13 protein-coding genes are annotated in these 17,846 nt (G+C 63.8%); 9 read left to right on the plus strand and 4 right to left on the minus strand.

Annotated elements, in window-relative coordinates; translation table 11 throughout:
* The first annotated feature begins 24 nt into the window (after window positions 1-24).
* Window positions 25-801 carry a class II aldolase/adducin family protein gene (locus ACLRDN_RS06520; protein WP_413459478.1) on the plus strand — a complete coding sequence of 259 codons (777 nt, stop codon included), beginning with the start codon at window positions 25-27 and terminating at the stop codon, window positions 799-801.
* Window positions 802-813: 12 nt separating this feature from the next.
* Here ACLRDN_RS06520 and ACLRDN_RS06525 read toward each other — a convergent pair whose 3' ends face one another.
* Both ACLRDN_RS06525 and ACLRDN_RS06530 read right to left on the minus strand, forming a co-directional pair.
* On the minus strand, window positions 814-2,952 hold the full coding sequence (locus tag ACLRDN_RS06525) for a type VI secretion system Vgr family protein (RefSeq protein ID WP_413459479.1): 2,139 nt from the start codon (window positions 2,950-2,952) through the stop codon (window positions 814-816).
* A 325-nt stretch (window positions 2,953-3,277) separates the two neighbouring features.
* Entirely contained in the window at window positions 3,278-3,892 is a 615-nt protein-coding gene (locus tag ACLRDN_RS06530; RefSeq protein ID WP_413459480.1) for a TetR/AcrR family transcriptional regulator, read from the minus strand.
* Between the two features lie 143 nt (window positions 3,893-4,035).
* On the opposite strand from ACLRDN_RS06530, the gene ACLRDN_RS06535 reads away from it, so the two are divergent.
* The 4 genes from ACLRDN_RS06535 to ACLRDN_RS06550 are packed head-to-tail and all read left to right on the plus strand — an operon-like array spanning window position 4,036 to window position 10,489.
* A complete protein-coding gene (locus ACLRDN_RS06535) occupies window positions 4,036-5,220 on the plus strand; it encodes an efflux RND transporter periplasmic adaptor subunit (protein WP_413459481.1) in 1,185 nt (394 codons plus the stop codon).
* 16 nt (window positions 5,221-5,236) lie between these two features.
* Window positions 5,237-8,386, plus strand: coding sequence for an efflux RND transporter permease subunit (locus ACLRDN_RS06540; protein WP_413459482.1), 3,150 nt, complete (start codon window positions 5,237-5,239; stop codon window positions 8,384-8,386).
* Between the two features lies 1 nt (window position 8,387).
* A complete protein-coding gene (gene adeC / locus ACLRDN_RS06545; protein WP_413459483.1) occupies window positions 8,388-9,890 on the plus strand; it encodes an AdeC/AdeK/OprM family multidrug efflux complex outer membrane factor in 1,503 nt (500 codons plus the stop codon).
* Entirely contained in the window at window positions 9,887-10,489 is a 603-nt protein-coding gene (locus ACLRDN_RS06550; protein ID WP_413459484.1) for a TetR family transcriptional regulator, read from the plus strand. Before adeC ends, ACLRDN_RS06550 begins: the two co-directional genes overlap by 4 nt.
* Before the next feature lie 4 nt (window positions 10,490-10,493).
* Here ACLRDN_RS06550 and ACLRDN_RS06555 read toward each other — a convergent pair whose 3' ends face one another.
* Window positions 10,494-11,414 carry a LysR family transcriptional regulator gene (locus ACLRDN_RS06555; RefSeq protein WP_413459485.1) on the minus strand — a complete coding sequence of 307 codons (921 nt, stop codon included), beginning with the start codon at window positions 11,412-11,414 and terminating at the stop codon, window positions 10,494-10,496.
* A 140-nt stretch (window positions 11,415-11,554) separates the two neighbouring features.
* Here ACLRDN_RS06555 and ACLRDN_RS06560 point away from each other — a divergent pair, with 140 nt between their 5' ends.
* From ACLRDN_RS06560 to ACLRDN_RS06575, 4 genes are read left to right on the plus strand one after another with little or no spacing between them, the layout of a single operon-like run.
* Window positions 11,555-12,790 carry an MFS transporter gene (locus ACLRDN_RS06560; RefSeq protein WP_413459486.1) on the plus strand — a complete coding sequence of 412 codons (1,236 nt, stop codon included), beginning with the start codon at window positions 11,555-11,557 and terminating at the stop codon, window positions 12,788-12,790.
* 19 nt (window positions 12,791-12,809) lie between these two features.
* A complete protein-coding gene (locus ACLRDN_RS06565) occupies window positions 12,810-14,330 on the plus strand; it encodes an amidase (RefSeq protein WP_413459487.1) in 1,521 nt (506 codons plus the stop codon).
* Window positions 14,331-14,372: 42 nt separating this feature from the next.
* Window positions 14,373-14,723, plus strand: coding sequence for a RidA family protein (locus ACLRDN_RS06570; protein ID WP_413459488.1), 351 nt, complete (start codon window positions 14,373-14,375; stop codon window positions 14,721-14,723).
* Between the two features lie 20 nt (window positions 14,724-14,743).
* A complete protein-coding gene (locus tag ACLRDN_RS06575; protein ID WP_413459489.1) occupies window positions 14,744-15,883 on the plus strand; it encodes an NAD(P)/FAD-dependent oxidoreductase in 1,140 nt (379 codons plus the stop codon).
* 11 nt (window positions 15,884-15,894) lie between these two features.
* Here the strand turns inward: ACLRDN_RS06575 and ACLRDN_RS06580 are convergent, their stop codons facing one another.
* A complete protein-coding gene (locus ACLRDN_RS06580) occupies window positions 15,895-17,493 on the minus strand; it encodes a diguanylate cyclase domain-containing protein (RefSeq protein ID WP_413459490.1) in 1,599 nt (532 codons plus the stop codon).
* Window positions 17,494-17,846 lie beyond the last annotated feature (353 nt).

Below are 17,846 nucleotides of genomic sequence, written 5' to 3' on the forward strand. Positions count from 1 at the left end.
TTTACGGATTCAGGAGTCAAATCGATGAATATCATGCAATTCAGCTATGGCGCAGATAAGCCATCCCACTGCAGTGATGAAGAATGGGCGCTGCGCATCCAGCTGGCGCACTGTTACCGGCTGGTGGATTACCTGGGCTGGACGGAGATGATCTTCAACCACATCTCGGTGCGCGTGCCGGGGCCGGAGCATCATTACCTGGTCAATCCCTTTGCGCTGAACTACAACGAAGTGACGCCGGCCAACCTGCTCAAGGTGGGATTGGATGGGCAACTGGCCGAACCATCGGACTACAAGGCCAACCCGGCCGGGTTTGCGCTGCATAGCGCCATCCACGGTGCGCGCGATGACTTGCGCTGCGTGATCCATACGCATACCACGCCGATCTCGGCAGTGACGATGAAGAAGAGCGGCTTCGAGCACAACGATTTCTATGGCGCGCAATTGTTCGGGCGCATCGGGTATCACGCGTTCGAGGGCATTACGCTGTTTGCGGAGGAGAAGGAGCGCATGCTGCAAAGCCTCGGGGAGAAGCACATTCTGGTGTTGCGCAATCACGGGGTGGCGGTGTGCGAGAGTGATATCCAGCGCGCCTTCTTCCTGCTGTGGACGGTGCAGCGGGCCGCCGAGATCCAGGTGGCGGGACGGTCGATGGCGGGCGAGGATCAGCTCTTGCCGGATGCGGTGAGGCAGAAATGCGCGGACTTGACGCAGCAGCTCATTCGCAATGACGGGTTTGCGGTGATTTTCTTTGAGGCGATTGTGCGCAAGATGTTGAAGGGGGTTTATCAGGTATGGTGATTTTTTGAGGAATCAGTGGTGCAGTTGCACTGGACAGCGATGGCGGCGGCTAAACGTTGGTGTATGCCAGTGCGGTGGCCCTTTGTTCGGATTCGCTGTGACTTTTTTGGCGGTCAGTGACTTGGCTTGTTTTTGACCCTGTTTCCTATCTGAATCCATAGAGCTTTGATGTCCGAGAGTTTGGTTACACGGCGCTCGGGGCAGGGCGCTGCGCTTCGGGACAGGCGTTGGCGATCCGCACCGCATGCTTGTAGAGATCGGCTTCGCCCTCCTTTTCCCTGAGGGGCGTGCCAGTCCTGGTCCCGTCCATCGCGTAAGTGGTGAGCACCGCTTCCCCGGTGCTGGCGACGTTGGCCGCCCATAGGTGCTGATGTACAAGCCCTTGTGCGTGACGATGGCACCGTAGGCATCGGTGCTGAGCGCGAAGCCGCTACCGAAGAAGCCGCCACGTTCGTTGCCCGTCTGGCTGACCAGATGGCCGAGATTCAATTGCGCATGGGTATGGGTGCTGTAGAGATGAATCCGGTTCTGCTCAGGGGTATCGTCCATCACCATCTGGTTGAAGCCGGTGCCGCCGAATTCCTTGGACTTCATGCCCGAGAGCCGACCGTTGGTATGCCACTGCGGACGCTGTTCCCCGTTGAACAAGCGACCAGTCACCACCGGCCGATCCGGGTCGCCGTTGAGGAAGGAGACGATGACTTCCTGCCCGATGCGCGGCACCTGGATGGCGCCCCAGGACTGGCCGGCATTGGGATAGCTCACGCGCACCCAGCACGACGCCGCCTCGTTGCCAGGATTGATCCGGTCCCAGCGGAACTGGACCTTGATGCGATCGAGATGATCGGTATAGACCTCTTCACTGGCCGGCCCCACGACGATGGCCGTCTGCGGCAGCATGACCGGCCTGGCATGCGAGCGTGCAGCACGAAACGGCAGCTTGCGGCGCTGTACCTCGAAGCGGTTGAAGCAATGGCCGGTGTGCTCGTTGTCCGTTTCGTCAACCGGCCGTTCGCGCCGGATCGACTCCTTGAAGGCCGCCAGCGCAGTGCTCAGGCTGCCCGGAAAATCCAGCGCCTGATGCGACAGGGGCAGGTTGTTCTCGATGAACCAGTCGATGGCCAGGATGACGAACTGGCGTTCCCTGTCCGGCTCTGCCCGATGCAGGGGATGTTCTTCCAGCCTGAACCAGCGCCCGCAAGCCAGATTGCGCACGCCCGAGACGGCAGCGTAGCGCTGCATGGAAGACTCCCACTGTTCCACCTGCAGGTCGGCCTGGCGATTGCCCTGTTCTTGCAGCCGGAAACTGTAAGCACCGGTGTACTCATACATCTCCAGCTGCGCGGGCAGATAGCCGTATTCGGGCATCACCTGTTCTTCGGCCTCCTTTTGCATGCGAGGCGATTTGTAGTCGTCGGTGCGCCCTTGCCATGACTTCGAGGAAAGCGTCCGGCTTGCGCTCCAATGCAGGATCTTGTCGAGCTCATCGCGGGGCCCGGCAACGTGGAAGGCGATGCCTTGCTGCGGCAGGCCGGGCAGGTTCCACGTGTTGTCGGTGATGACCAGAACGTGGCCGCTGCCATCTTCCCGCTGCTCGTGATGGGCGAACCAGCCTTCTTCTTCCATCAGGCGCTGCACGAAATGCCAGTCGGTTTCGTACTGGGTGCAATAGGAGCGCGGGACGTAAGTTCGTTCAAGGACAAAGCGGTAATGGCCGCGTGCCTGTGGATGGTTGTTGAAGACGTCAGCGAGGATGTCCTCGGTCCGCTTGTCCTGCCAGATACGGGCGTCCTTGCGAAAGCGCAGGAAATGCAGCCAGGGAGAAAACGTGAGCTGGCAGAAATCGATCTCGCCGTCACTGCCCAGGCGCTTGGCGGTATGCACGTAGCCATGCCAGGGCAGGGTGTGGCCGTCATGCTGCTGGATCCACAGCGTGACTGGCTGCGCAATCAACTGCTCCAGCGCGATGCCGGTGTGCGTGCTCAGCAGATCGAGGGTGACTTCGTAACCATCATTGAGTCGCTCGGTGGCGATCAGCCGTTGCGGTAGCAGGACGTCTGGCCCGAGTGGCGAGTCCAGCTGGAGCAGCCGGCGATGCTGCGTGATGCGCGCTTGGGAGCGTGGTGAATCATTCGGCGAGAGGGAGGGCATGCGATGCGGCTTCCAGAGAGAATTCGCGCAGTCGGGACCATGCCAGTGAACAAACAGGAAAAAACGCAGGACTTCTTGCGAAGCGCGCCTGCCCGGTTTGAAGGAGGATGTCCCGGATGCGGCCAATGCCCATGGACTCCTCGGTAGAGCAGGGCCTCGGGCGACGAAGGCGACAGTCTCCGGTGCGCGAGGCACTTTCTCAATGGAAGAAATTCTATTTTTTTGCCGAATTGCTAGCCGCTCTTCTCCGTCTTGAATGAAGAGAGGTGCGAACAGTTGTGCTGCACGGCGGTTTGGTTTTTGCCGTGCTGACAAACAGTATCGTTCAAGGCTGACGATGCACCGCGTAGGCCGCCAGGAAGGTCTCCACCGCGCGGCCGACCATGCGCTTCATGCGTGGCCGCGAAATGCTGGTCTCCAGCCCCAGCATCATCGGCCTGACGGTCTCGCAATCGAGCAGGGCGCACAGCTGCAGCGTGGCCAGCATCGGATCGGCGGCCCGCAGCCGGCCGGCCGCCATCTGCTTCTTCAGGAAGACGGCGATGCGTTCCATCCCCATCTTCGGTCCCTCTTCGTGGAAGCGCCGGCCGATGTCGCTGCGGCCGGCTTCGGCCACGATCATGCGGTGCGTCTGCAAGGTGCTCTCCTGGCACAGGAAGCTGACCGCCTTCTCACCAAAGACCTGCAGGGTCTGCGCCAGATCGTCCACCTCCTGGTCCAGGGCGGCCAGGGCGGGCTCCATCTGCTTCTTCGCCTCGCCGTGGGTCACCGCCACGAACAGCTCCTCCTTTGACTTGAAGTAGCCATACAGCGTGGCCTTGGAGCCACCAATGCGGGCCGAGATCTCGGCCATGGACGCACCCTCGAAACCCATTTCCTTGAATACCTCGGCCGCCACGGCCAGGATGGCCTCGCGCCGGGCAGGGGTCTTGACTCTCATCGAACCGTCTCCGTTTTCTTTACAAGTGTCATTTTCGTACAGATGTGTTCAGTATTGCTTGACCGGGGAAGAACTGTCAATTAATAATACTGTACAGTTCGGTATCGTTATAAAAACCTTCTTCCTTTTCCGGAGAGTCCTTCATGCGCACCACACCCCTCCTACGGCCCGTCGCTGCACTGGCCATCCTCAGTGTCCTCAGTGCCTGCGGCAAGCCGCCGGGCGGGCCGCCACCGGCCGCTGGTACGCCCGTGCTGGGGGTAATGACGGTGCGCGCCCAGCCGGTGGAGCTGCATACCGAGTTGCCGGGCCGGACCTCGCCTTACCAGATTGCTGACGTGCGGCCGCAGGTCAACGGCATCATCAAGGCGCGCAATTTCCGCGAGGGCAGCGACGTCAAGGCCGGGCAGGTGCTGTACCAGATCAATCCGGCCAGCTATCAGGCGGCCTATGACAGCAGCGTGGCCGCCCTGGCCAAGGCCGAGGCGAGTGTGAAGACGGCCCGCCTGAAGGCCAGCCGCTACAAGGAGCTGGTGGCCATCAAGGCGGTCAGCCAACAGGATTACGATGACGCCGTCGCCTCCCTGGGCGAAGCCGAGGCCGACGTCGGTTCGGCCCGGGCCAACGTGCAGACCAGCCGCATCAATCTCGATTACGCCAAGGTCGATGCGCCCATCTCCGGCCGCATCGGCAAGTCCACGGTGACGCCGGGCGCACTGGTCACGGCCAGCCAGACTACGGCGCTGACGACCATCCAGCAGCTCGATCCGATCTACGTCGATGTCACCCAGTCCAGCACCAACTGGCTCAACCTGAAGGAAGCGCTGGCCAATGGCGAACTGCAGAAGTCCGGCAACGGCGCCAAGGTCAGGCTGATCCTGGAGAACGGCCGCACCTACGCGCAGGAAGGAACGCTGCAGTTCTCCGACGTGACGGTCAACCAGGACACCGGTGCCATCACGCTGCGCGCAGTCTTCCCCAACCCCAAGACCGACCTGCTGCCGGGCATGTATGTGCGCGCCGTGCTGCAGGAGGGCGTGCGCCAGCAGGGCCTGCTGGTGCCGCAACAGGCGGTCAGCCGTGACGGCGCCGGCAAGCCGGTGGCCTTCGTGGTCAATGCGGAGGGCGTGGTGGAGCAGCGCGCGCTGGTGACTGATCGTGCCATCGGCAGTCAATGGCTGGTCAGCAGTGGTCTGAAGGAAGGCGACCAGCTGGTGATCGATGGCCAGCAGCGCGCCACGGCCGGGGCCAAGGTGAAGGTGGTGCCTTGGTCGCCCAAGACCACCGTGGCCAGCACCAACGGCAGCGCCGGCAACGGCAACAACTGAGAGGCGGGAAAACATCATGGCTCGCTTCTTCATTGACCGCCCCATCTTCGCCTGGGTGCTCGCCATCATCGTCATGCTGGCCGGTGCCATTTCGGTGCTGACCCTGCCGATTGCGCAGTATCCGGCCATCGCGCCCCCCGCCATCGCCATCACCGCCAACTATCCGGGGGCATCGGCCAAGACCCTGGAAGACACCGTGACCCAGATCATCGAGCAAAAGATGAAGGGGCTGGATCGGCTCAGCTACATGGCCTCCACCAGTGAATCGTCCGGTTCGGTGACCATCACCCTGACCTTCGAGAACGGTACCAATCCTGATACCGCCCAGGTGCAGGTGCAAAACAAGCTGTCGCTGGCCACGCCCTTGCTGCCCTCGGAAGTGCAGCAGCAGGGCATCACCGTGACCAAGTCGGCCACCAACTTCCTGAACGTGCTGGCCTTTACTTCGGAAGATGGCAGCATGAGCGGCTCCGACCTGTCGGACTACGTGGCCGCCAATATCCAGGATGCCATCAGCCGGGTGGAGGGCGTGGGCGACACCACGCTCTTCGGTTCGCAATATGCGATGCGCATCTGGCTCGATCCCAACAAGCTCAACAGCTACAGCCTCACGCCGCTGGACGTGAAGAACGCCATCCAGGCGCAGAACGTGCAGGTCTCGTCCGGCCAGCTGGGCGGCCTGCCTGCTGCCGAGAACCAGCAGATCAACGCCACCATCACGGCCCAGACCCGCCTGCGCACCGCCGAGCAGTTCCAGAACATCGTGCTGCGTACGCTCTCCGACGGCGCCCGGGTCAAGCTGCGCGATGTCGCCCGCATCGAGCTGGGCAGCGAGAGCTATACCTCGGTCGGCCGCTACAACGGCAAGCCCGCAGCCGGCCTGGCCATCAAGCTGGCCACCGGTGCCAATGCACTCGATACCGTCAAGGCCATCGATGCCCGCGTGGCCCAGCTGGAGAAGTTTTTCCCCGCCGGGATGAAGGTGCAGAAGCCCTATGACACCACGCCCTTCGTGCGCATCTCCATCGAGGAAGTAGTACGCACCCTGATCGAAGCGGTGGTGCTGGTGTTCCTGGTGATGTACCTGTTCCTGCAGAATTTCCGCGCCACGCTGATCCCGACCATCGCCGTGCCGGTGGTGCTGCTGGGAACCTTCGGCGTGCTGGCGGCGTTCGGCTTCACCATCAACACGCTCACCATGTTCGCCATGGTGCTGGCCATCGGCCTGCTGGTGGACGACGCCATCGTGGTGGTGGAAAACGTCGAGCGCGTGATGTCCGAGGAAGGCTTGCCGCCCAAGGAAGCCACCCGCAAGTCCATGGGCCAGATCAGTGGCGCGCTGGTCGGCGTGGCGCTGGTGCTGGCCGCGGTGTTCGTGCCGATGGCCTTCTTCAGCGGCTCGACCGGCGTGATCTATCGCCAGTTCTCCATCACCATCGTCTCGGCCATGACGCTGTCGGTGCTGGTGGCGCTGGTGCTGACACCAGCCCTCTGCGCCACGCTGCTCAAGCCCGCGGCCAAGGGTCATGCGCTGGCCACGACCGGTTTCTTCGGCTGGTTCAACCGCCAGTTCGATCGCGGCAACCTGCGCTACCAGGGCATCGTGCGTCACATGCTGGGGCGCGGCTGGCGCTACATGGCCGCTTACGCGGTACTGCTGGCACTGGTGGTGACGGGCTTCATGAAGCTGCCGGTGGGCTTCCTGCCGGATGAAGACCAGGGCACGCTGTTTGCGATCCTGCAGTTGCCCTCCGGCGCCACCAAGGCGCGCACCGATGCAGTCATTGAACAGGTCGAACATCATTTCCTGGTGGACCAGAAGGATGCGGTAGCAGGCGTGTTCGCCGTCTCCGGTTTCAGCTTCGCCGGTAGCGGCCAGAACATGGGCTTCGCCTTCATCAAGCTCAAGCCTTGGGATGAGCGCAAGGGCCCCGGACTGTCGGTGACCGATGTGGCGGCCAAGGCCGGTGCAGCCTTCGCGCAGATCCGCGATGCCCGCGTGTTTGCCTTCGCCCCGCCAGCCGTGTCCGAACTGGGCAATGCCACCGGCTTCGACCTGATGTTGAAGGATGAAGCCAACCTCGGCCACGCTGCCCTGATGCAGGCGCGCAACCAGTTGCTGGGCACGCTGATGCAGGACAAGCGCCTGGTAGCGGTGCGCCCCAACGGTCTGGAGGACACGCCGGAATTCCGCCTCAATGTCGATACCGACAAGGCCGGAGCACTGGGCGTGGCCATGTCCGACATCAATGACACTATCGCTACCGCCTGGGGCAGCAGCTACGTCAATGACTTCATCGACAAGGGCCGCGTCAAGAAGGTGATGCTGCAGGCCGATGCGCAATACCGCATGCTGCCCTCCGACCTCGATCGCTGGTACGTGCGCAACAGCGCCGGCACCATGGTGCCCTTCAGCGCCTTCTCGACCGCCAGCTGGACTTCCGGATCCCCACGCCTGGAGCGCTACAACGGCGTGCCCTCCATGGAAATCCTCGGCATGGCCCTGCCGGGTGCGGCCTCCAGCGGTGAAGCCATGGCCATCGTGGAAGCGGCCCTGGCCAAGATGCCGCCCGGCATCGGCTATGAGTGGACCGGCCTGTCGCTGCAGGAAAAGGCCTCCAGCGGCAAGATCGGCTTGCTGTATTCGATCTCGATCCTGATCGTGTTCCTGGCGCTGGCGGCCCTCTATGAAAGCTGGGCGGTGCCGTTCTCGGTGATCCTGGTGGTACCGCTGGGCGTGTTCGGCGCACTGTTGGGCGCGATCCTGACCTGGAAGATGAATGACGTCTATTTCCAGGTGGGCCTGCTGACCACCATCGGCCTGGCCTGCAAGAACGCCATCCTGATCGTGGAATTTGCCAAGGATCTGCACGAGCATGGCAAGAGCCTGGTGGACGCCACCATGGATGCAGTGCGCATGCGCTTGCGTCCTATCCTGATGACCTCGCTGGCCTTCATCCTCGGCGTGCTGCCGCTGGTGCTGGGCAGTGGTGCGGGTGCCGGCGCACAGCATGCGCTGGGCACGGCAGTGATCGGCGGCATGCTCTCGGGGACGGTGCTGGCGGTGTTCTTCGTGCCGCTGTTCTTCGTGATCATCATGAAGCTGTTCGCCCGCAAGCCTTCCTCCGCGCCGCAAGGCCAACCCGCGATTTCCCCGGAGCATTGACATGAATCTTTCTCTCACCCATCGCGCCGCGCATCGTCCCCGCGCGCGGATGACACCGCTGCTGCTGGCCATGCTGCTGGGCGGCTGCACCCTGATGCCGGACTACCAGCGGCCCGCCGCCCCCGTGGCGAGCCAGTTCGCGGGCGACCACAGCGCAGCGGCCGCCAGCGGCACGCCGGCCATGGCGGTGTCTGATATCGGCTGGCGTGATGTCTTCACCGATCCGACATTGCAGGAGGTAATAAGCCTCAGTCTGGCCAACAATCGCGATCTGCGCGTGGCCGTACTCAACATCGAGAAGGCGCGCGCCCAATATGGCGTGGAGCGCGCCGCACTGTTCCCGACCATCAACGCCGCCACCAGTGAATCGGCCAGCCGCACGCCGGCCGACCTGTCGGCCACCGGCCGTGCGCTGACCTCGCGCAGCTATACCGCCACGCTGGGTTTCAGCGCCTACGAACTGGACCTGTTCGGGAGAGTGCGCAGCCTCAAGGAACAGGCGCTGCAATCCTTCCTCTCCACCGCCGAGGCACGCCGCAGCACCCAGATCAGCCTGATCGCCGAAGTCGCCACCGCCTGGCTGACGCTGGCCTCCGACCAGGACCGCCTGCGCCTGGCCAGGGACACGCTGGCCAGCCAGAGCAGCAGTTACGAACTCACGCGGCGCAGCTTCGAGCTGGGTTCGTCCTCGGCGCTGACCTTGCGCCAGGCGCAGACCAGCGTGGAGAGTGCGCGCGTGGACGTGGAGAGCTACACCGCCCAGGTCGACCAGGACCGCAATGCCCTGGTGCTGCTGGTGGGCAAGGACCTGCCGGAGCGGCTGCTGCCGCAGGGCTTGCCCGATACGGCACTGGCTGCCGCCAGTCCGTTGGCGACCATTCCGCCGGGGCTGCCCTCGGACCTGCTGCAGCGGCGCGCCGACATCGTCGAGGCCGAACGCACGCTGCGTGCCGCCAATGCCAACATCGGTGCGGCGCGCGCGGCCTTCTATCCCAGCATCAGCCTGACCGCCGATGCGGGCACGGCCAGTGCGCGGCTGGCCGGCCTGTTCAAGGGCGGTTCGGGCTCGTGGAGTTTCGTGCCGCAGATTTCCTTGCCGATCTTCGATGGCGGTGCCAACCAGGCCAACCTGGATATCGCCACCATCAGCCGCGACATCAGCGTGGCCCAGTATGAGAAGGCCATCCAGACCGCCTTCCAGGAAGTCTCGGATGCACTGGCCCAGCGCAATACCCTGGGCCGCCAGTTGAAGGCGCAGGAGGATCTGGTGGAGGCCAGCGATGCTTCGTACCGGCTCTCGCAGGCGCGCTTCAACAACGGCGTGGACAGCTATCTCACCGTGCTCGACTCGCAGCGCACGCTGTATTCGGCGCAGAAGACCCTGATCGGGACGCGCCTGTCGCGCTGGACCAATCTGGTGACCTTCTACAAGGCGCTCGGTGGCGGCTGGGTGGAACGCTCCGGCAATCCGGTCGCCAGTGACCTGGCCACGGCCGCGCCATGAGCCCGCGCGCCGGCAAGACCCGCGCCATCCTGCTCGATGCCGCGCTGGCCGCGTTCGCCCGGCGCGGCGTGCGGGCCACCACGCTGGAACATGTAGCCGCCAGCGCGGCGCTGACGCGCGGGGCGGTGTACTGGCATTTTCCGGACAAGCTGGCGCTGGTCAATGCGGTGTTCGATGACCTGGTCTGGCCCTTCGACATCGGTCCGGAACTGGCGGTCTACCGCCAGAGCGAGCAGCCCTTGTTGTTGCTGCGGGAGGTGCTGTGGCTGAAGATGCTCGATTTCCTGCGCAACCTGCAGCAGCGTCGTCGCATGGAAGTGGTGCTGCGTTATCGCGGTACCCCCGAGCTGCCGGAGCAATTGGGTGAACGTATCGAGTCGCTGAACCTGCGCGCCTTGCAGCATCTCACCGCCGCCCTCAATATCGCCTATGAACGCGGCCAGTTGCGGCGCGGGCTCACGCCCATCGATGTGGCGCGCTGCCTGGTGGCGGCCTGCATGGGTGTCATTGCCGAGCACATGGAAGACCCGCAGGCGCGCCTGGAACATTCCTTCCACCTGGCGCCATTATTGGTCCTGCAAGGCGCTGAAGTGGCGTAAAAGTTCAGTGCCGCCCGCTGGCGCGCGCAATCAGGGCGTTGAGGAAAGCGCGCGCCGCATTGGGCAGGGTGCGGCCGGCCAGGGACTGGATTTCCAGCTGCAGGGTGTTCATGTCCTTGTCGCGGATGGGCAGGGCGGCCAGCTGTCCTTCGCGCACCAGCCGGCGGATGGGCAGCGCCGCCGAGAAGCCGATGCCGTCGCCGGACATCACGAAGCACAGCAGGGCGCTGATGGAGTCCGCCGCCAGGGTCGGTTCCAGCAGCACGTTGCGGCGGCTGCAGCAGGCATCGATCAGGCGCCGCATGGTGATGCTCTTTTGCGGCATGGCCAGCGGATACGGGGCCAGCTCCGACAGGCTGACCTGTTTGCGATGGGCCAGTGCATGGTCTGGCCGCATCACCGCCATGATGGGCGCGCGCTGGGCGAACTCGACCTTGATGTCCGGGTCCGGGGCCATGGTGAAGGTCAGGCCCAGGTCCACTGCGCCTTCGCGGATCTGCTGCGCCACGTGGACTGCATTGCCCACCGAGAGCTGGAAACGGATGCCCTTGTGCTGGCGGCAGAATTGTTCGATCGCCGCCGGTACGAATTCCAGCGCGAAGCCTTCGGTGGTGGCCAGTTTCACTTCTCCGCGCCGCAAGCCTTTCAGGGCTGCCAGCTCGTTGCCGATGCGTTCGGCTTCCAGTTGCTGGCGCAGCGCGTGCGCCGCCAGCAGTTCCCCGGCGGCATTGGGCCGCATCCCGCGCGAGACGCGCTCGAAGAGCGGCGTGTCGAGTTCGGCCTCGAGCCGCGCGATCTGGCGGCTGATGGCCGAGGAGGCGACATTGAGCGTATTGGCCGCCTCGGTGATCGAACCGCGCCGCACCACTTCGAGGAAGTAGCGCACGGCCGTCTCCTGCAGCACACGGGTATGGATGATGGACATCCATGAATTGTAGGAATGGTTTGCCGATTCGGCAATCGCTAATTCGAAAACTTGTACTTGTGGCAAAGCACTTCTCCGGCATAGGATGCATCATCGATTCGGCGGCAAGGTGCCCGCCGTCACGCCGCGAGGGAGGCTTCATGGATGCTGCACAGGCTGCAATGACGAAGGCGCAGGTCGAGGGACGCTACAAGTATCTGGTGCTGGTGCTGCTGTATCTGGGCTGGTGCGTGTCCTACATCGACCGCGCCGCCATCACCTTTGCGGCGACCCAGATCGCCAGCGAATTTTCGCTCAAGCCTTCCGACCTCGGCATCCTGCTGTCGAGTTTCTTCCTCGGCTATTCCCTGCTGCAACTGCCCGGCGGCTGGCTGGCCGACCGCTATGGTTCGCGGCCGGTCATCGTCATCTCCATCCTGCTGTGGTCGGTCTTCACCGGCGTGACCGGCATGGCCTGGTCCATTACCAGCCTGGTGGTGATCCGCTTCATCTTCGGTCTGGGCGAGGGCGCGTTTCCGGCCGCCAGCGTCAAGGGCGTGGCAGAAAATTTCAGCCGTGAGGAACGGCCCAAGATGTCCTCGCTGCTCATGTCCTCCAACTACATCGGCAGCATGCTGGCGCCGCTGTTGATCGCACCGCTGATCCTGCATTTCGGCTGGCGCGCGGTGTTCCATACCATCGGCATTGCCGGACTGGTGTTCGCCCTCGTGTACTGGTTCTGCGTGCGTCCGGTGCGGCCTGGCAAGGACGGTCCCAAGGCCATCAACAAGGAAGCCTTCGCGGCCCTGCTCAAGATGCCGCTGATGTGGAAGATCGTGGCGGTGTGGTTTGGCCTGTCCATCATCAACAAGGGGCTCGATACCTGGATGCCGACCTACCTGATGACCGTGCGCGGCCTCAACCTCAAGGCGGTGGGCCTGTTGCTGCCGCTGCCCTACATCATGGCCGGTCTGTCGACCGCCATCGGCGGCTGGGTGATGGTGCGCTTCTTCGACGGCCGCGAGAAAGTGCTGCTGATCGCCGCCTCGCTGCTGACAGCCGTCTTCGTCTACTGCATGTACACGGCGCAGACGGTGGAGGGTGTCATCGCCTGGCAATGCCTGGCCTATTTCTTCAAGTCCTTCGTGCTGGCCACCTGCATCGCGCTGCCGACCAAGCTGCTGCAGGCGCAACTGGTGGGCAGCGGCGTGGGCATGGTCAACCTGGGCGGGCAACTGGCGGGCTTCATTTCGCCGCTGGTGATCGGCTTCCTGGTGAGCGCCTTTGCCAACTACGATTACGCCTTCGCCTTCCTGATCAGCGCAGCCCTGTTCTCGGTACTGGTGAGCCTGTTCATCCGTACCGGCAAGACCGGCAGCCAGCTGCAGCCGGCCTGATTCACTCACCAGGAAATTCATGTCTGATTCCCTCGTCGAAAAAACTGCCGTCGAACTGCGCCAGCTGATCGGCAGCAAGCAGGTCTCACCGGTCGAGTTGCTGGAAGCCTGCATCGCCCGCATCGAAGACCTCAATCCCCATATCAATGCCGTGACCGCCACCTGCTTCGAGCGCGCCCGCCAGGAGGCGCGCGCGGCCGAGCAGGCCGTGATGGATGGTCGCCCGCTGGGCCTGCTGCACGGCCTGTCCATCGGCATCAAGGATCTTGAAGAGACCGAGGGCCTGCTCACCACCTACGGTTCGCCCATTTATCGCGGCAATGTGCCCTCGCGCGACAACGCACTGGTGGCCCGCCTGCGTGCAGCCGGCGCCATCGTGGCAGGCAAGACCAACGTGCCCGAGATGGGGGCCGGCGCCAACAGCCGCAATACGGTGTGGGGCGCCACCGGCAATCCCTTCAATCCGCTGCTCAATGCGGGTGGTTCCTCGGGCGGCTCGGCGGCGGCGCTGGCGGTGGATTTGCTGCCCCTGTGCTCGGGGTCGGACACCGGTGGCTCGCTGCGCATTCCGGCGGCCAAGTGCGGCGTCGTCGGTTTCCGCCCCTCGCCGGGACTGGTGCCCAGCGAGCGCAAGCTGCTGGGCTGGACGCCGATCTCGGTGGTCGGTCCGATGGGCCGCGACGTGGCCGATACCGTGCTGCAGTTGCGCGCAACGCTGGGCCTGCACGCCAGCGATCCTTTGAGCTATGGCGTCGATGAAGGCAGCTTTGCGGCCTTGCTTCCGTTGGACTTGTCGCGCCTGCGCATCGGCTATACCGAAGACTTCGGCGTGTGCGCAGTGGACGAGGGCATTCGCGCGGTATTCCGCCAGAAGATGGCCGCCATCAGTCGTTTTGTGCAGGTCTGCGAACCCGTGGAGATGGACATGGGAGAGGCCCATCGCGCCTTCGACGTGATCCGTGCCGAAGCCTTCGTGGCCGGGTTCGAGGCGGCCTATCGCCGCGATCCTGCATCGCTGGGCCCCAATACCCGCGCCAACTACGAGATGGGCGCGGCCATGAGCCTGTCTGATTGCGCCTGGGCGCAGGGTGAGCAGACGCGCCTGTTCCGCCGCTTCCAGCAGTTGTATGCGCGCTATGACCTGATCCTCTCGCCCACCACGCCGGTCTCGCCCTTCCCGTGGAGCGAGCTGTACCTGAAGGAGGTCAACGGCGCGCCTCTTGAAAATTATTATCGCTGGCTGGCCCTGACCTATGTGGTCACACTGGTTACCAATCCCTCGATCTCGCTGCCCTGCGGCCGCGATCATCGCGGCATGCCCTTCGGCTTGCAGGTCACCGGCTCCTTCCGTGACGATGCGCGCCTGCTTTCCTGGGCCGCCGCGCTGGAGGCAGCGTTCGCGGGCGATGAGACATTGCGTCGGCCACGGCCTGACCTGGCGAAGCTGAAGACGGTCCACGCGCCGCTGACCTCCATCGTCACGCATCCTCCCATCTTCGATGGCGAGGCGACGGCGGCGGCAGGGCAGGCAGCGGTATAAATCATTTAGCTTATTTGACTCTTGACCGATTAGAGCGATTCCATGAACACGATCCAACGTTTCAATACCAATGCCCGCATGAGCCAGCTGGTGCTGGCCAATGGTTTTGCCTTCGTCGCCGGCCAGGTGGCCGACCACGCCGGCGCCCCCATCCCGCAGCAGGCCAGCGAAGTGCTGGCCAAGGTCGATGCGCAATTGCAGGCCCAGGGCATCGGCCGTGAGCGTATCGTCAGCGCCAATGTGTGGCTCTCCAGTCCCGAGCATTTCGCCGCCTTCAATGCCGTGTGGGACGCCTGGGTACCGGCCGGCCACGCGCCCACGCGCGCCTGCGTGCAGGCCTTGCTGATGGCGCCGGGGCTGGATGTGGAAGTGGCTGTCATCGCCGCGCTTTGACCGATCCGGGGAGCCTGTCCATGAGCCAGCAAGGTCGCGTCGACTATCTCATCATCGGCGCCGGCATCGCCGGTGCCTCCATCGCTTACTGGCTGGCGCGTCACGGCAGCGTGCTGCTGCTGGAGCGCGAATCGCTGCCGGGCTATCACAGCACCGGCCGCTCGGCCGCACTCTACATGGAGAGCTACGGTCCGCCGCAAGTGCGCGCACTGACCTGCGCCAGCCGCGCCTTCTTCGATCATCCGCCCCAGGGCTTTACGGAACATGCCCTGCTCACGCCACGGGGCGCCTTGTTCTACGCCACCTCCGCCTTGCGTGAAAAACTCGACGCCCATGAGGCCTTGGTGCGTTCCGTCTCCGACAAGGTGCAGCGGCTCGATGCGGCGCAGACCTGCGCCATGGTGCCGGTGCTGCGTGAAGAAGACCTGATCGGATCGGTCTACGAAGAAGACGCCAGCGACATCGACGTGCATGCCTTGCACCAGGGCTTCCTGCGCGGTGCGCGGGCAGCGGGCGCGCGCGTACTGTGCAATGCCGAGGTGCAGTCGCTGCAACATGACCATGAGCAGGGCGAGAGTACGTGGCATGTGCGGACGAGCCAGGGCGAGTTGCGCGCGGGCGTCATCGTCAACGCCGCCGGTGCCTGGGCCGACGAGATCGGGCAACTGGCCGGAGCCGCCACCATCGGCCTGGTGCCCAAGCGGCGTTCAGCCTTTACCTTCGCGGCACCGGCCGATAGCGCCCACTGGCCGATGTTCATGCCGGTCGATGAATCTTTCTACATCAAGCCGGATGCCGGCCTGCTGCTGGGTTCGCCGGCCAATGCCGATCCGGTCGGACCGCACGACGTGCAGGCCGAGGAGCTGGATATCGCCATCGCCATCGACCATATCCAGAACGGCACGACGCTGGAGATCCGCCGCCCGGCGCACGTCTGGGCCGGCCTGCGTTCCTTCGTGAGCGATGGCAGTTTCGTCGGCGGTTACGACACCCAGGTGCCGGATTTCTTCTGGGCGGCCGGGCAGGGCGGGTATGGCATCCAGTCGTCACCGGCAGCCGGCGAGGCCTATGCGGCCCTGATCCGGGGCGAACCGGTGCCGGCGCATATCGCGCGCTTCGGGGTCGATGCCGCCGCCTTGAGCCCGGCGCGGCTGGGCTGAGGCGGACGTTCTCAGTTGCCGTTGCCGGAAGACATGTCGGTCCGGGCCGCCGGCGCCGCCTTCACCGGTCGCGGCAGCTGACAGTCTTCCACCCGGTCGCGGCCGTTGTCCTTGGCACGGTAGAGCGCCCGGTCGGCCCCGGCAAAGAGATCCTCGATGCGCATGTCCGGGCGTGGCACGCAGGTCATGACGCCGGCGCTGATGGTGACCACGCCGCCGGCATTGCCTTCATGCGGGATCTGCAAGGCGCGTACGCCATCGAGGACCTTCTGCGCGATGCGGTGGGCGGCGCCCAGGTCGGTGTCGGGCAGCAGCAGGGCAAATTCCTCGCCGCCATAGCGCGCCGCCAGGTCGCCATGCCGGCGCTGCATTGCGCGCAGTACGCGGGCGATGTCCTGCAGGCAGTAGTCGCCCTGGATGTGTCCGTACAGGTCGTTGTATTTCTTGAAGTAATCCACATCGAACATCACCAGCGACAAGGCGCTCTTGCTGCGGCTAGCATTCTGCATGGCCAGTTGCAGCTGTTCATCCAGGTAGCGCCGGTTGGGAATGCCGGTCATGCCGTCGAGCATGGCCTGCGCCCGCAGGTTTTCGGTGAGCAGTTTCAGGGACAGGTTTTTCTTTTCGATTTCTTCCTCGGCGCGGTCGCGCATGCGCACCACGCGCAGCAGATAGGCCGTCAGCAGGCCCACCAGCAGCCCCGCTGCGACGATTACCATCAATTGCGCACGCTGTGCCTCGCGCCAGTCGGCCAGCATGTCCTCATGGGCCAGGGCCGCCGTCACGAACAGCGGATAGTCCGGCACCCGCGTGAAATAATTCAGGCGCAGCACCCCGTCCTGGGCCGACTGGATCACGGCCCAGCCCGACTGGCGCTGCTGGGCATGGTCCCGGTAGAGCGGCAGCTCGGCCATGCTCTTGCCGAGGAACTCGGCGCTGTAGGGCCGGCGCAGCAGCATGCTGCCCTCGGTGCTGGCCAGCACCAGCGAACCCTGCTTGCCGATGTTGATTTCGTTGAACAGGTGCATGAAATGGTCCAGGCTCACGCCCACACGGATCGTGCCGGCTGGCCTGCCTTGGCGCAGGCGCTGGCGCGTGAGCGGAATGATCCAGCGTCCGGTGACGCTGCTGATGACGGGAGTGCCGATGAGCAGGCCGTTGCCGCGCCCCTCAGCAGCAGCCTGCACGCGCGCCACGGCGGCCGCCGGTTCCATGCCGGGCAGGCCGGCTGCATTTGCCTGGCTGGGCCAGCGTTGCACGGTGCGGCCCTGGTCATCGATGACCAAAAGACTGTCCAGCTCCGGAAAGAGCTGGCTCTGGCGCGTGAGCAGGTCTTGCAGCAGACGCTGCAGTTCGGCCTGCGGCAGGCTGCGGTTGGCCTCCAGCTCGGCGATTTCCTGAATCAACAAGTCGGCCGCGCGAAAGCTCAGGTTGACCTGGGTCGCCAAGCCCGTGGCAATGTTGAGGGTCGCGGTTTCGCCGCTCTTGAGGGCCGCTTCCCTGCTGGAGAGACTGCCGTTGAGCAGCGCATAGCCGAACAGCGCACTGCCGAGAACGGCCAGCACCAGCGAGGTGATCCTGACTTTGTTGTTGAGACGTTTGAGGGGCATGGCTTACTCCGGGCTGACTTCTGGTGAGTCATGTCAATCTGAAATCAAATTAATCAAATTCACCATTTGTATTTTAATACAGATGTGTTTTGATTTCCTTTTTTGCAATACAAATCGACCGGCTAAGCGCGCGAAGTTTGATGTGCGTTAAACCGGGTGTTGCTTTTGAGGGAAGTCGGGCGTGTTGCCTTGCACAAGGCTTTTCCTTGCGGAACGGCATTTTCCGCGCATCAATCCTCGCCATTGTTCACGCCCGGATAAGCGCTTTGGCAACTCTGCCGTAAAAAAACGACGAAAATTCCCCTTAAAAACATTTTTGTCGAATTCGTTAAATAAATCGTTTATAGTCAATC

The sequence above is a fragment of the Herbaspirillum huttiense genome, from assembly GCF_047300815.1.
In the GTDB taxonomy this organism is placed as follows: domain Bacteria; phylum Pseudomonadota; class Gammaproteobacteria; order Burkholderiales; family Burkholderiaceae_D; genus Herbaspirillum; species Herbaspirillum huttiense_A.

What these genes read in the sequence shown, in the direction of transcription:
- ACLRDN_RS06540 (WP_413459482.1), top strand. Translation starts at nt 5,237, where the DNA reads ATGGCTCGCTTCTTCATTGACCGCCCCATCTTCGCCTGGGTGCTCGCC.
- ACLRDN_RS06560 (WP_413459486.1), top strand. Translation starts at nt 11,555, where the DNA reads ATGGATGCTGCACAGGCTGCAATGACGAAGGCGCAGGTCGAGGGACGC.
- ACLRDN_RS06575 (WP_413459489.1), top strand. Translation starts at nt 14,744, where the DNA reads ATGAGCCAGCAAGGTCGCGTCGACTATCTCATCATCGGCGCCGGCATC.
- adeC (WP_413459483.1), top strand. Translation starts at nt 8,388, where the DNA reads ATGAATCTTTCTCTCACCCATCGCGCCGCGCATCGTCCCCGCGCGCGG.
- ACLRDN_RS06530 (WP_413459480.1), bottom strand. Translation starts at nt 3,892, where the DNA reads ATGAGAGTCAAGACCCCTGCCCGGCGCGAGGCCATCCTGGCCGTGGCG.
- ACLRDN_RS06555 (WP_413459485.1), bottom strand. Translation starts at nt 11,414, where the DNA reads ATGTCCATCATCCATACCCGTGTGCTGCAGGAGACGGCCGTGCGCTAC.
- ACLRDN_RS06520 (WP_413459478.1), top strand. Translation starts at nt 25, where the DNA reads ATGAATATCATGCAATTCAGCTATGGCGCAGATAAGCCATCCCACTGC.
- ACLRDN_RS06565 (WP_413459487.1), top strand. Translation starts at nt 12,810, where the DNA reads ATGTCTGATTCCCTCGTCGAAAAAACTGCCGTCGAACTGCGCCAGCTG.
- ACLRDN_RS06580 (WP_413459490.1), bottom strand. Translation starts at nt 17,493, where the DNA reads ATGCCCCTCAAACGTCTCAACAACAAAGTCAGGATCACCTCGCTGGTG.
- ACLRDN_RS06570 (WP_413459488.1), top strand. Translation starts at nt 14,373, where the DNA reads ATGAACACGATCCAACGTTTCAATACCAATGCCCGCATGAGCCAGCTG.
- ACLRDN_RS06550 (WP_413459484.1), top strand. Translation starts at nt 9,887, where the DNA reads ATGAGCCCGCGCGCCGGCAAGACCCGCGCCATCCTGCTCGATGCCGCG.
- ACLRDN_RS06535 (WP_413459481.1), top strand. Translation starts at nt 4,036, where the DNA reads ATGCGCACCACACCCCTCCTACGGCCCGTCGCTGCACTGGCCATCCTC.
- ACLRDN_RS06525 (WP_413459479.1), bottom strand. Translation starts at nt 2,952, where the DNA reads ATGCCCTCCCTCTCGCCGAATGATTCACCACGCTCCCAAGCGCGCATC.